The organism is Pseudoclavibacter sp. RFBJ3 (assembly GCF_002931375.1).
In the GTDB taxonomy this organism is placed as follows: domain Bacteria; phylum Actinomycetota; class Actinomycetes; order Actinomycetales; family Microbacteriaceae; genus Pseudoclavibacter.
Map to the genome: position 1 here is coordinate 46,322 of NZ_PSXZ01000009.1, position 13,412 is coordinate 59,733.

At 68.5% G+C, this 13,412-nt stretch carries 8 protein-coding genes; 2 read left to right on the plus strand and 6 right to left on the minus strand.

Features of this window, described 5'->3' with window-relative positions:
• Nucleotides 1–6: 6 nt before the first annotated feature.
• Nucleotides 7–849: an aldo/keto reductase gene (locus tag C5E07_RS09550; protein WP_104299275.1), complete on the minus strand. Its 843-nt coding sequence runs from the start codon at nt 847–849 to the stop codon at nt 7–9.
• 59 nt (nt 850–908) lie between these two features.
• Between C5E07_RS09550 and hrpA the strand changes: the two genes are divergently transcribed.
• Nucleotides 909–4,844: an ATP-dependent RNA helicase HrpA gene (gene hrpA, locus C5E07_RS09555; RefSeq protein ID WP_374953201.1), complete on the plus strand. Its 3,936-nt coding sequence runs from the start codon at nt 909–911 to the stop codon at nt 4,842–4,844.
• 197 nt (nt 4,845–5,041) lie between these two features.
• Here the strand turns inward: hrpA and C5E07_RS09560 are convergent, their stop codons facing one another.
• The 4 genes from C5E07_RS09560 to C5E07_RS09575 form a co-directional block, all read right to left on the minus strand.
• Nucleotides 5,042–5,797, minus strand: coding sequence for an SDR family NAD(P)-dependent oxidoreductase (locus tag C5E07_RS09560; protein WP_104299276.1), 756 nt, complete (start codon nt 5,795–5,797; stop codon nt 5,042–5,044).
• A gap of 168 nt (nt 5,798–5,965) precedes the next feature.
• Nucleotides 5,966–7,669 (minus strand): glycoside hydrolase family 13 protein, encoded by a 1,704-nt coding sequence (locus C5E07_RS09565; protein WP_258063853.1) that lies wholly within the window; start codon nt 7,667–7,669, stop codon nt 5,966–5,968.
• A gap of 96 nt (nt 7,670–7,765) precedes the next feature.
• Complete coding sequence (locus C5E07_RS09570; RefSeq protein WP_181057946.1) at nt 7,766–8,470, minus strand: amino acid ABC transporter ATP-binding protein; 705 nt, start codon at nt 8,468–8,470, stop codon at nt 7,766–7,768.
• Nucleotides 8,471–8,577: 107 nt separating this feature from the next.
• Entirely contained in the window at nt 8,578–10,863 is a 2,286-nt protein-coding gene (locus C5E07_RS09575) for an amino acid ABC transporter substrate-binding protein/permease (RefSeq protein WP_104299278.1), read from the minus strand.
• A 286-nt stretch (nt 10,864–11,149) separates the two neighbouring features.
• Between C5E07_RS09575 and C5E07_RS09580 the strand changes: the two genes are divergently transcribed.
• A complete protein-coding gene (locus tag C5E07_RS09580; protein ID WP_104299279.1) occupies nt 11,150–12,829 on the plus strand; it encodes a metallophosphoesterase in 1,680 nt (559 codons plus the stop codon).
• Here C5E07_RS09580 and C5E07_RS09585 read toward each other — a convergent pair.
• Entirely contained in the window at nt 12,793–13,326 is a 534-nt protein-coding gene (locus C5E07_RS09585; protein WP_104299280.1) for a DUF6328 family protein, read from the minus strand. The genes C5E07_RS09580 and C5E07_RS09585 overlap by 37 nt on opposite strands.
• Nucleotides 13,327–13,412 lie beyond the last annotated feature (86 nt).

Genomic DNA, 13,412 nt, shown 5'->3' on the forward strand with positions numbered 1-13,412 from the left:
TGGGAGCTAGTTCACTTCGTTGGGGTGCGCCGCGACGCGTCCCTCTTCGCCGCGCTCGAGTGCCGTGATGGCGTCGTACTCGGCGCCCGACAGCTCGAAGTCGAAGACCTGAGCGTTCTCGACCATGCGCTCACGCGACGTGGTCTTCGGGAAGACGATGTTGCCCTTCTGGAGGTGCCAGCGGATGACGACCTGCGCGGGCGTCTTGCCGTGTGCATCCGCTGCCGCCTTCACGGGCTCCAGCTCGAAGAGCGGGTACTTGGCCTGGCCAAGCGGTCCCCATGCTTCGGTCTTGATGTCCTCGGCCTGCAGGTAGGCGTCGAGCTCGGGCTGCTGGAAGATCGGGTGCTGCTCGATCTGGTTGACGACGGGCTTGACGCCGGTTGCCGGGATGATGTCGCGCAGGTGCGACTCGAAGAAGTTGCACACGCCGATGGACGTGGTCAGGCCGGCCTGCTGCAGCTCGACGAGCGCCTCCCAGCTCTCGACGAACTTGTTCTGCTTCGGCGTCGGCCAGTGGATGAGGTAGAGGTCGGCCTTCTCGAGGCCGAGGCGCTCGAGGCTCGCGTCGATCGCGGCGCGGGGCGTGTCGCGGCCCTGCTCGTCGTTCCAGAGCTTCGTGGTCACGTAGAGCTCGTCGCGCGGGATGCCGGACTTCGCGATGGCCCTGCCCACGCCCTCCTCGTTGCCGTAGATCTTGGCGGTGTCGATGTGGCGGTAGCCGACCTCGAGGGCGTCGGACACGATGCGCTCGGTCTCTGCCGGGTCGACCTTGAAGACGCCGAAGCCGAGCTGGGGAATGCTGGTGCCGTCGTTGAGGGAAACGTTGGGGATCTGCAATGCGGTCATCCCTCTGTTCTAGCAAGCGGAACTGGTTCCGCGCTGACCGGACACGGCAATAGACTGTAATGCTCATGACTACGACTCCCCTCGAGATCTCCTACCCGCCGGAGCTGCCCGTCAGCCAGATGCGGGACGAGATCCGCGACGCCATCGCCGCCAACCAGGTGGTCATCGTCGCGGGCGAGACCGGGTCGGGCAAGACGACGCAGCTGCCGAAGATCTGCCTCGAGCTCGGCAGGCAGATGATCGGGCACACGCAGCCCCGACGTATCGCAGCGCGCACGATCGCGGAGCGGATCGCGGATGAGCTCGGCGGCGACATCGGCGGGCTCGTCGGCTACCAGGTGCGCTTCACCGACGAGGTGTCGGCCGAGACGCGCGTGAAGCTCATGACCGACGGCATCCTCCTCAACGAGATCCACCGCGACCGCCTGCTGCGCAAGTACGACACGATCATCATCGACGAGGCGCACGAGCGCAGCCTCAACATCGACTTCCTCCTCGGCTACCTGAAGACGCTCCTCCCGAAGCGACCCGACCTGAAGGTCATCATCACGTCGGCGACGATCGACCCCGAGTCGTTCTCGAAGCACTTCAACGACGCCCCGATGATCGAGGTCTCCGGCCGCACGTTCCCCGTCGACGTCCGCTACCGGCCGCTCGTCGCCGACGCTCCGCTCCCCGGTGAGGAGGACGAGGACGCGGCCCCGCAGACGCCGGAGCGCGACATGTTCGAGGGCATCGTGGATGCGCTCGACGAGCTCGATCGCGACCTGCCCGGCGACGTGCTCGTGTTCCTGTCCGGCGAGCAGGAGATCCGGGACGCGCAGGACGCGATCCGCGCCCACGTCGCGCGCGACGCTCGCCCGGAGTCGACCGAGGTCCTCCCGCTCTTCGGCCGCCTCTCCTCCGCGGAGCAGCACCGCGTGTTCGAGTCGAAGCGTCCGCCCGGGGTGCGCCGCCGCGTGGTGCTCGCGACGAACGTCGCAGAGACGAGCCTCACGGTGCCGGGCATCGTCGCCGTCATCGACACGGGGACGGCGCGCATCTCCCGCTACTCGACGCGAGCGAAGGTGCAGCGCCTCCCGATCGAGGCCATCTCGCAGGCGTCCGCGAAGCAGCGTTCGGGCCGCGCCGGCCGCACCTCCGCTGGCGTCGCCATCCGCCTCTACTCGGAGGCCGACTTCGATCGCCGCCCCGAGTTCACCGAACCCGAGATCCTCCGCACGAACCTCGCGAGCGTGCTCCTGCAGATGCTCGAGCTGGGCCTCGGGGCCCTCTCCGAGTTCCCGTTCCTGCAGCCGCCGGACGCGCGCGGCATCAAGGACGGCACCGACCTCCTCAGCGAGCTCGGGGCCGTGGAACCTGGCAAGGCCAGCCACGGGAAAGACAGCCAGCTGCGCCTCACGAAGACGGGCCGCAGCCTCGCCCGCCTCCCCATCGACCCCCGGTTCGGCCGCATGGTCATCGAGTCGAAGCAGCACGACGTGAGCCGCGAGATACTCATCATCGTCGCCGGCATGACGGTGCAGGACATCCGCGAGCGTCCGCTCGAGAAACGGCAGAAGGCCGACGAGCTGCACGCGCGGTTCCGCGACCCGTCCAGCGACTTCCTCACGCTCGTGAACCTGTGGAACTACCTCGAGGAGCAGAGCCACGAGCTCGGCTCGAGCGCGTTCCGTCGCAAGTGCCGCGACGAGTTCATCAACTTCGTCCGCTTCCGCGAGTGGCAGGACGTGTTCCGTCAGCTCCGCCAGCTCGCCGGCCCCATCGGCTTGAAGGTGCAGCGGCCAGCCGCCGGGCAGGTGCAGGAGCCCGGCGCCCTCGCCGACGCCATCCACCGCTCCATGCTCGCCGGGCTCCTCAGCCACATCGGCATCCGCGACGAGCTGAAGCGCGACTACGCGGGAGCACGCGGCACCCGGTTCCAGATCTTCCCCGGTTCCGGGCTCGCGAAGGCGAAGAAGCAGCCGGATGTCGTCATGGCGGCCGAGCTCGTCGAGACGAGCCGCCTCTTCGCGCGCACCGTCGCGAAGATCGACCCAGCCTGGGCGGAGGTGCTCGCGGGCTCCCTCGCGAAGCGCAACCACTCCGACCCGCACTGGGAGAAGAAGCAGGGCTCCGCGGTCGCCATCGAGCGGGTGACCCTCTACGGCGTGCCCATCGTCCGCGGACGCACCGTGCAGTTCTCGAAGATCGACCCGGCCTGGTCGCGCGACCTGTTCATCCGCCACGCCCTCGTCGAGGGCGACTGGAACGGGCGCCACAGCTTCGACTCCAAGAACCGGGCGCTGCGCAAGAGCCTCGCCGACCTCGAGGAGCGCACCCGTTCGCGCGGCGCCTACACCGACGACGAGGACGCCGTCTTCGAGTTCTACGACGAGCGCCTCCCCAGGGATGTCGTCTCGCAGTCCACGTTCGAGAAGTGGTGGCAGGGCGCGCAGCAGCAGACCCCGCAGCTGCTCACCATGACGAGGGCGGATGTGCTCGGCGAGGAGCACGCCGACCCGGACGAGCAGGGTGCCGGGTTCCCCACCGAGTGGAAGCAGGGCGACCAGCGCCTTCGCCTCCGGTACCGCTTCGACCCGGGTGCGCCCGACGACGGCGTGACGGTCAACATCCCGCTGCCCCTGCTGTCGCGCCTCGACGACCGCGGCTTCGACTGGCAGGTGCCCGGCATGCGCCGGGAGCTGGTCATCGCGCTCCTGAAGTCGTTGCCGAAGGCGACCCGACGCAACTTCGTGCCCTCCGCGGACTGGGCCGACAAGCTGCTCGGCGAACTCGGCGAGGCAAGGCCAGACCTCGGCCAGGAGGTTCCTGGCGACTTCGACGACGCGCTGCGGCAGATCATGCAGCGGCAGGCGGGCATCCGCTTCGACGTGAGCGAGTTCGACTGGAGCCGCGTCCCCTCGCACCTTCGGGTGCGCTTCCGAGTGCTCGACGACCGCGGCCGCGAGCTCGGCACGGGAGAGGACCTCAGGGCGCTGCAGGAGAAGCTCAAGAAGGCGTCGGAGGCGTCGGTGCTGCGCGCGACGCAGCAGGTCGCGGCGCCCGCCCGCCCCGGGAACGGGGTGCGCGAGGCCGGTTCCGTGCCCGCGCAGAGCGCGTCGACCGCGGAGCTCCGCTACGACCAGCACGGGCTCACCGAGTGGCCGCTCGACGAGATCCCCGAGCTCATCGACATCAAGCGCAAGCACGGCGTCATCCGCGCCTACCCGTCGCTCGCCGTCGTCAAGGGGAGCATCGACCTGCGCCTCGTGACGACGCCAGAGGACCAGGCGCGCGAGCATCCCATCGGCGTCGCTGCCCTCCTCGTCGCGTCGGTGCCCTCCCCCGCGAGCTACGTGCAGGAGCACCTGACGGCGAAGGAGAAGCTCGCTCTCGCGACGAGCCCGTACCACTCGACGCCGGCGCTCTTCGGCGACATCGTCGCGGCCCTCGCCCAGGATGCGGTTGCCGCGTACAGCCAGGAGCACGGCGGCCCCGTGCGCACGCGGGCCGCGTTCGATGAGCTGCGCGAGACGTTCAACGCCACCCTGCTCGACCGCATGTTCGCGCAGACGAAGCTCGTCTCCGAGATCCTCGACCGCTTCCGCGAGGCCAACAAGGCACTCAAGGCGGCCAACCACATCTCGGTGCTGCCGTCGCTGTCCGATGCCCGCTCGCAGTTGCAGGCGCTCGTCTACCCGGGCTTCGTGTCGAAGACCGGCGTCACGCGGCTTGCGCATCTCCCCCGCTACCTGCGGGCGCTCACCTACCGCCTGGAGCGGGTGCTCAGCCACTCCAGCATCGAGCGGGCCGGCCTCATGCAGGTGGAGCAGGCGACGGCCCTGTACACGGAGGCGGGCGGCACGTTCCCCGCGAACCGCTCCGCCCCGGCGTCCGTCGTCCAGGCGAGGTGGATGCTCGAGGAGTTCCGCGTGAGCCTCTTCGCGCAGCAGCTCGGCACGGCCGAGACGGTCTCGCTGAAGCGCATCCGCCAGGCCCTCGCGGAGAAGTAGCGCCGGGCGGGCGCGCCGCCTGGCACCTGGCAGCGCACCCCTGCGCTCTGCCGCATCGCCCCCGCCGCATCGCGCCCTGCTGCAATCCACCCCACCAAGCGCAAAAATCAGCCAGATGCGCGCTCCCGGTGGCGGGAGCGTGCATCTGGCTGATTCCTTGGACGCGAGCCGGGCTACGCTGAGCCGGCCAGCCGTCGCTAGACGGCCGTGTAGCCGCCGTCGACGAGCACGTAGGAGCCCGTCATGAAGCTCGCCTTGTCGGAGAGCAGGTAGGTGGTGAGGTTGGCGACCTCTTCGGCCTTGCCGAGGCGCCCCAGCGGGTGCTTCGCGACGAGGGCATCGAGCTGCTCCTCGCTGAGGTGCTTCTCGAGCAGCGGTGTGGAGATGTACCCGGGTCCGACGGCGTTGATCCGCAGCCCCTGGGGGCCGTACTCGGCAGCCGAGTTCTTCGTGATGCCGACAACCGCGTGCTTGGAGGCCGTGTAGGCGCCGCTGCCGATCGCCGCGACCGTTCCGTGGATGGAGGCCATGTTGACGATGGCTCCCTCTTCGGCGCCGGCCTCGAGGATCGCGGGGATCTGCGCGCGGAGCCCGTACAGCACTCCGTTGAGGTTGATGTTGATGACGCGGTCCCAGTCGTCGACCTCGACGTCAGCGGCGGGGGCCGCCTTGCCGCCGATTCCGGCGTTGTTCACGGCGTAGTTGAGCTTGCCGTAGGTGGCGACGGCGTGCTCGACCGTGCGGACGCTGTCCTCTGCGACGGCGGTGTTCGCCTCGAACGGCGAGGCGGTGCCGCCAGCCGCCTCGATCTCGGCGACCACTCGCTTCGCACCCTCGAGGTTGATGTCGGAGACGACCACCTGGACGCCGTTGGCGGCGAGCTCCTTCGAGATCGCCTCGCCGATTCCCGAACCGCCGCCGGTCACGATCGCGACTTTTCCTGCAAATGCCATGGTGCTGTTCCTCTCAGAGTGCGCGGCCGGTGGTCACCGGTTGCTCCTTCGAGTGTGCTCCCGCGCATCCACAATTGGCTGTGTTTTGGGTCAGCGAACAGGCGTAGCATTCACCTGTTCTGTATCCCTGACCGGCCCCACGGCCTCCCCGGCGCGCACGCCCGGCGGCTACTCGGCGTCGCCCAGCCAGACCGTCGTATCGGTCGTCAGGAGACCGGCGTCATCGACGTGCGCCACCTCGCTGCGGGCGAGCACTCGGAGCCCCTCCGGCAGCGCAACCGGCTGAGCGCCGAAGTTGGTGATCACCGTGACGTCGCCGTTGCGGTACGCGAGCACCTCGTCGCCGAAGCCGTCGACCCACGCGAAGCGGGCATCCCCCATGCCGAGGTCGTGCTCGCGGCGCAGCGCCAGCAGGGAGCGGTACAGGTTCAGGGTCGAGGAGGCATCGTGCACCTGCTCGCTGCGCGCGAGCTCCGCCCACAGCTCCGGCTGCGGAAGCCACGACTCTCCCGTCGCGCTGAAGCCGTAGCTGTCACCATCGACCTCCCACGGAATCGGCACCCGGCAGCCGTCGCGGCCGTACAGCTCACCCTCGGAGCGGATGAAGATCGGGTCCTGCCGGGCCTCGTCCGCGAGGTCGATGACGTCGGGCAGGCCGAGCTCCTCGCCCTGGTACAGGTAGCTGGAGCCCGGCAGCCCGAGCATGAGCGCCGTCGCGGCTCGTGCGCGCCGCTCGCCGACCACGGGGTCCGGCTGGCCGGGGGTCTTCGGGCCGACGCCGGCTCCGTGCGCGTTCGGCTCGGTCAGGGCGAGGCGGGTCGCGTGGCGCACCGTGTCGTGGTTCGAGAGCACCCAGGTGCTCGGCGCACCGGATGCGGCGAACGCGGCGAGCGAGCGGGACACGACCTCCTTCTGGCCGTCCGCATCCCACGGCGCGCGCAGGTAGGCGAAGTTGAAGGTCTGGTGCAGCTGGCCGGGGCGAACCCACTCGGCCATCTCCTCGACGCTCGGCAGCCACGCCTCGCCGCACAGCACGCGGTCGCCGTCGTACTCGGCAGCGAGGAGGTGCCAGGCGCGGAAGATCTCGTGGACCGCCTCCTGGCCGAGGTACGGGGTGCGGGGGTCGCCGACGATGGGCAGGTCGCTCTCGACGGGGATGTAGTCCGGCAACCCGTCTTCCTTCGCGAGGCCGTGGGCCACGTCGATGCGGAAGCCGTCGACGCCGCGGTCGAGCCAGAAGCGCAGGATGTCCTCGAAGTCCTGGTGCACAACCGGGTTCGACCAGTCGAAGTCGGGCTGGGTGGAGTCGAACAGGTGCAGGTACCACTGGCCGGGCGTGCCGTCTGCTTCGGTGAGACGCGTCCATGCCGGCCCCCCGAAGAGCGACTGCCAGTTGTTCGGCGGCAGCTCGCCGTGCTCGCCCTTGCCCTCGCGGAACAGGTAGCGCGCACGCTCCGGGCTGCCGGGGCCGGCGGCGAGCGCGGCCTTGAACCAGGCGTGCTCCGACGAGGAGTGGTTGGGGACGATGTCGACGATGATGCGGATACCCCGCTCGTGGGCCGCCTCGAGCATCCGGTCGAACTCGTCGAGGGTGCCGAAGACGGGGTCGACGTCGCAGTAGTCGGCGACGTCGTAGCCGGCGTCGTTGAGGGGCGACGGGTAGAACGGGGAGAGCCAGATGGCGTCGATCCCGAGGTCGGCGAGGTCCGGGATGTGCGCCGTGACGCCCTCGAGGTCGCCGATGCCGTCGCCGCTCCCGTCTGCGAAGGAGCGCGGGTAGACCTGGTAGATGACGGCTGAGCGCCACCATTCGGATCCTGGGGTGGTGTCCTTCGCGAACTGGGCCTCTGTGGGTGCATCGTTGAGCGTCACCACGACAGGCTAGTGGATGCGGCGTGCCCCCTGTCCGCTGGACAGGGGGCACGTCGTCGTCGAGCGCCGGTGACGCGGTCGCTGTGAGATGTACAGCTAGAGGACCTTGCCGAGGAAGTCCTGCGTGCGCGGCTCCTTCGGGTTCCCGAAGAGCTCGTCGGGAGTGCCCGTCTCGACGATCTTGCCGTCGGCCATGAACACGACACGGTCGGCGACTTCGCGCGCGAAGCCCATCTCGTGGGTGACGAGGGCCATCGTCATGCCCGACTTGGCGAGGTCGCGGATGACCTGGAGCACTTCGCCGACCATCTCCGGGTCGAGGGCGCTCGTCGCCTCGTCGAAGAGCATGATCTCCGGGTCCATGGCGAGCGCGCGGGCGATCGCAACGCGCTGCTTCTGGCCGCCGGACAGCTGCGAGGGGCGGCGGTCCATGAGGTGGTCGAGGCCCACTCGGCGCAGCAGCTCCTCGCCGCGCTTGTTGGCCGCATCCTTCGTGACGCCCTTGATCTCGCGGGGCGCCAGCGTCACGTTCTCGAGCACCGTCATGTGCGGGAAGAGGTTGAAGTGCTGGAACACCATGCCGATGCGCTGCCGAACCTTGTCGAGGTTCGTCTTCGGGGCGGTGATGTCGTCGTCGTCGACGAAGACGTGCCCCTTCGTGACCTCTTCGAGGCGGTTCAGGCAGCGGAGCAGCGTCGACTTCCCGGAGCCGGACGGGCCGATGATCGCGATGACCTCGCCGTTCGCGATCTCGAGATCGATGCCCTTGAGCACCTCCACGGGTCCGAAGGACTTGTGCATCTCGACGACCCGCACGCGCGGCTGGCCGGAGTTGACCGCGTCGAAGCGACCGGTGAATGGCGTCTGCTCCACGGCTGATGCATCCGACGCTGAGTTGTTCACGTCACTCATTTGTTGAACCTCTTGTCGACGTAGTTGGAGAGGACCGTCAGCAGGTAGATGACGATGAAGTAGAGCACGCCGACGACGAGCCAGATCTCGAACGACCGGAAGGTCGAGGCGATGACGATACGGCCCTGGTAGGTGAGCTCAGCGAAGCCGAGGACGGACAGCAGCGAGGTGTCCTTCAGCGTGATGATGAACTGGTTGATGAGCGACGGCGTCATGATCTTGAACGCCTGCGGCAGCACGACCCGGCGCATCGACTTGCCGCGGGTCAGGCCGAGCGAGCGCGCGGCTTCCATCTGGCCGGGGTCGACCGACTGGATGCCGGAGCGCACCGTCTCCGTGATGTACGCGCCGGCGTTGAGGCTCAGCGTGATCACACCGGCGGTGAGCGCGTCGAGCGAGATGCCCGTCACGGCTGGCACGCCGAAGTAGAAGAAGAACGCCTGCACCAGCACCGGGGTGCCTCGGAAGATGTTCACGTACGTGGAGGCGATGCCGCGAAGCAGCACGTTCTTCGAGATCTTCAGGAAGCCGAACGCGAGGCCCAGGATCATCGCGAAGACGAGCGAGAGGGCGGTGGCGAGCAGCGTGTAGCCGAGGCCGACCATGAGCGACGGGAAGGCGGCGACGACGAGCTCGAAGAAGCCGAGCTGGCCCGACTCCTCCTCGCTGCCGAGGTAGCGGTCGCTGATCGTCGCGAGCACGCCCGTGTCCTCGGCGTTGGCGAGGCCAGCGTCGAAGAGCTCGAGGAGCTCGGGGTTCTGGCCCTTGAGGACCGCGAAGCCGTACTCGCCGCCCTCGATGGGGTCGGTCACGGTCATGAGGCCGTTGCCCTGCTGGATGCCGTACTGCAGCACCGGGAAGTCCTCGAAGAGCGCGACGGAGTTGCCCGTCTGCACCTCCGCGATCATGTCGGCGGTGTCGGAGAACGTGCGGATCGTGAAGCCGTATTCGGAGGACAGCTCCTCGGCGGTGGTTGCGCCGACCGTGCCGGTCTTGACGGCCACGTTCTTGCCGGCGAGGTCCTCGTAGCCGGTGATGCTGGTGTCGCCGTCCTTGACGGCCATCTGCACGCCCGAGGTGAAGTAGGGCTCCGAGAAGTCGAAGACCTGCTTGCGCTCGTCGGTGATGGTCATGCCGGCGATGATGCCGTCCGCCTGGCCCGACTGCACGGCCTGGAGAGCGGCGTCGAAGCCCAGCGGCTTGATGTCGATCTCGAAGCCCTGGTTCGCGGCGATGGCACGGATGAGGTCCATGTCGATGCCGAGGAGTTCGCCGTTCTGCTCGAACTCGAAGGGCGCGTAGGTGTTGTCCGTCGCGATGACGTACGAGCCCTTGTCCTTGGGGGTGTCGACGGCGAAGAGCGGGTTCTTGGGCAGCGTTCCGGGGCCGTCGTCCTCGATGACCTCGTTGCCGAGGGTGACGACGCCGCCGGAGATCTTGGTCGCATCCGGTGCGCCGTCTCCGAGGTACTCGTCGAGGATGCCCTGGTAGGTGCCGTTCTCGACGACGTTCTTGAGTCCGTCGTTGAAGGCCTCGCGGAGCTCCGCGTTCTGGCCCTTGTTGACGGCGAAGCCATAGGAGGAGGCGCGCTCGGGCTCGGTGACCGTCTTGAGGTTGATCTCGCCGGTCTCGATGCCGTACTGGAGGATCGGGAAGTCGTCGAAGACCGCGACCGAGTTGCCGCTCGTGACGTCGTTGAACGCGTCGGACGCGTCCTGGAAGCCCGTGACGGTGAAGCCGATCTCCTTGCCGAGCGTCTCGGCGAAGGTGAAGCCCTCTGTGCCGTTCTTCGCGGCGACGGTCTTGCCCTCGAGGTCTTCGTAGCTGGTGACGTCGTTGTTGCTCTTGGCGACGGCCATCTGGATGCCGGAGTCGAAGTAGGGGTTCGAGAAGTCGAACGTGCCCTTCCGCTCGTCGGTGATCGACATTCCGGCGATCATGCCGTCGACGGCGTTGGTCTGCACTGCCTGCAGCGCGCCGTCGAAGCCGAGCGACTTGATCTCGACGTTGAAGCCCTGATCTTCCGCGATGGCGTTGATCAGGTCCATGTCGATCCCGCGGAGCTCGCCGTCGATCTCGAACTCGAACGGCGCCCACGTGGTGTCGGTGGCGATCGTGTAGGTCTGTCCCTCGACCGCGCTCTTGCCGATCGTGGCCGCTTGCGCGGTTCCCGCGATGGCTCCACCGGTCAACAGCAGCAGCAGTGCGACCGCGATGACGGATAGGACTTGGTTTCGTGAGTCTGCGACTCGTTGCAGGAGTGAGGTGAGCGAAGTTCGCATCGTGCTCCTCGGCCAGGGCAGTTTCTGGAGGAGCGTTGGAACCTGGCGGTACCCGGCGCAGCCCCCGCTTCTGCCGGTCTGTCAGCAGCCGCAGATCGCAGCAACCGAATTGTGAGCGCAACGCTACCTGGCTGGGAGTCTGCTGTATGACACGATCCGCAGATCGTGTTCGCCTTGTGATGTTTTCGCGATGGCGTCTTGGGCCTCGAGGGCGCGGCGGGAGACGCCCTCGTGATTACGCTTGACTGGGCCGGATCCGCGGCCGGGGTCGGCGAAGGGCGGAACGATGCGGGACGGGAACGACGTCAGCTTGCTCTGCGAGCCGTATCTGGTGCTGCCCGACGCTTCGGGCGTGGAGGTCGCCTGGGTGACGGACGGGGAGGCTCGCGGCTCCCGCCTCATCGTCGTCCCGATCGGGCTCGGCGAGCGTCTCGCGGAGCTGTCGGTCGAGGAGCTAGAGGACCCTGCGCTCGTGAGCTCGCTGCCGGGCGCTCTGGTGATGCGGTCCGCTGGCGTTCGACTGCCCGCGATGGCGGAGGACCGCGAGAGCTTCCTCCCCGCCGGCCTCGAGGATCTCCGGAAGGCACTCGAGACGGAGACGACGGTCGCTCGTGAGGTGTGGCGCCAGTCGGCTCGAGCCTCGGGGCTGGAGCCCGGAGTCGACTACGCGTATCGCGTCGTGAGCGGTGCCGCCGCTTCCCGGGTCGCACGCCTCTCCGCAGCTCCGCCCGCGGACGCCCCGCTCCTGCGTCTGCTGCTGACGAGCGACCACCAGCTCGGCGCTCCCGTCCCGGTGGCCATGCGGCATGCGAGCGAAGCCGCTGGCCCCTTCGACGCCGTGCTGTACGCGGGCGACTTCGTGAATGTCCCCGACCGCGCCTCGGAGTGGTTCGACGACGCTCGCGGCTCCGCGTTCTTCCCGTCCATGCGAGACATCCTGCCGAGCACGCCGATCTTCTCGGTGGTCGGCAACCACGAGGTCCAGGGCAGGCGAGAGCCTGGGCGGACGCTCTCTGAGTCCTTCGAGGGCGCGTTGCCCGTGCGCGTGTCCGACGACGGTCTGAGCCTCTCGAACTACGAGACCCTGTTCCCCTCGCCGTCCGGCTCCCGCTTCTACGCGGTCACCTTCGGCGGGGTGCGCATCGTCGCCCTGAGCGCGACGCGGGTGTGGCGCTCCGACCGGGCCGACGACGACCCCGCCGCTCGCCTCGTGTCGAGCCGCTACCAGGAGGCCGCGCACGCGCTCAAGGATCCGCTGGCTCAGCGCTACGGGTCGCACATCGTCGACGACCTGCAGGCCGGGAGCCCGCAGTACGAGTGGCTGCGCCGCGAGCTCGCGAGCTCCGCCTTCACGGAGGCGAGGCTGCGCGTGGTCGTCATGCACGAGAGCCCGCACAGCATCGGCGTGAACGCGATGCCGCACTTCGCGCATCCCGTTCGCCTCGAGGAGCGCGACGGGCTCGGCGAGCTGACCGGCGTGCGCTACGACTATCCGTCGGCCGAGAGCATCCTGCTGCGCGACATCGCACCGCTCTTCGAAGCGGCGCGCGTCGACCTCGTCATCGGCGGGCACTCGCACCTGTGGTCGAGGTTCGCCTCAGCGGCGGGCGTGCAGTACCTCGAGACGTCGCACGCTGGGAGCACACACGGGGCGTTCGATCAGAGCAGCGGCCGCCGTCGAACGCGCCCGTCGTTCCGGTGGAACGCGCACGATGCAGTGGCGCAGGGTGACGCGGGCGGCCTCGACCCGATCGTGCCGACGCGTGCCCCTCGGCTCGGAGCGGCCAGCGAGCCACTCCCCTACGTCTCGGAGCCGGGGCTGAGCGTGTTCAGCGTGCTGACCGTGTCTGCAGGCGCAGGCGCGAAAGCGGATGCGGCTGCCGTCGTCGAGAGCTACGTGTACGACGCCCGGACCCCCGAGGTGCCGGCTCAGGTCTTCGATGCGTTCGGCGTCGGCGAGGCGTGAGCCGCTCGGTCGCGCGCGTTCCTGAGGAGCCTGGGGCCGACCGTCCAGAGGAGCACCACGAGCACGGCCACGGCTCCGCCTGCCCAGATTCCGGCGGTCGGCGAGACGACGAAGTCGAACACGAAGAGCACGATCCCGACGAAGAGCAGTGACGCTGCGATGAGGCAGAGGATGAGGATGGCGCTGGCTGCGTGGACGAGCTGCGCTTTCGCCCCTTCGCCGAACAGGATGCGATGCAGCATGACGGGCGCGAGCGCGAGGAGCGTGACGAGGACGGCGAAGATGACGAGGCACAGGTAGAGCACGTGATCGAACGGACCGAGCTCCGTGAAGCGCTGCTGGAACGGCAGCGTCAGCAGGAAACCGGCCATGATCTGTGTGCCGGTCTGCAGCACGCGGAACTCCTGCATGAGCTCGCTCCAGTTGCGGTCCGAGCGTTCGTTGGGGGTCTCGTCTCGTCCGTCATCGGACGTGGTGTCGACGTCGCTGTCGATCATGGCTTCTCCTGCGGTGTTGGGAGGCGTTCGCCCATCGCTCGTCCCGCCGGGTGCCCGGCACGCGACTCGTGGCGTGCCGGGCTCAG

Excerpts from the sequence above, each read along its gene's own strand:
- C5E07_RS09550 (WP_104299275.1), bottom strand. The coding sequence starts at position 849 with ATGACCGCATTGCAGATCCCCAACGTTTCCCTCAACGACGGCACCAGC.
- C5E07_RS09570 (WP_181057946.1), bottom strand. The coding sequence starts at position 8,470 with ATGCACAAGTCCTTCGGACCCGTGGAGGTGCTCAAGGGCATCGATCTC.
- C5E07_RS09560 (WP_104299276.1), bottom strand. The coding sequence starts at position 5,797 with ATGGCATTTGCAGGAAAAGTCGCGATCGTGACCGGCGGCGGTTCGGGA.
- C5E07_RS09580 (WP_104299279.1), top strand. The coding sequence starts at position 11,150 with ATGCGGGACGGGAACGACGTCAGCTTGCTCTGCGAGCCGTATCTGGTG.
- C5E07_RS09585 (WP_104299280.1), bottom strand. The coding sequence starts at position 13,326 with ATGATCGACAGCGACGTCGACACCACGTCCGATGACGGACGAGACGAG.
- hrpA (WP_374953201.1), top strand. The coding sequence starts at position 909 with ATGCTCATGACTACGACTCCCCTCGAGATCTCCTACCCGCCGGAGCTG.
- C5E07_RS09575 (WP_104299278.1), bottom strand. The coding sequence starts at position 10,863 with ATGCGAACTTCGCTCACCTCACTCCTGCAACGAGTCGCAGACTCACGA.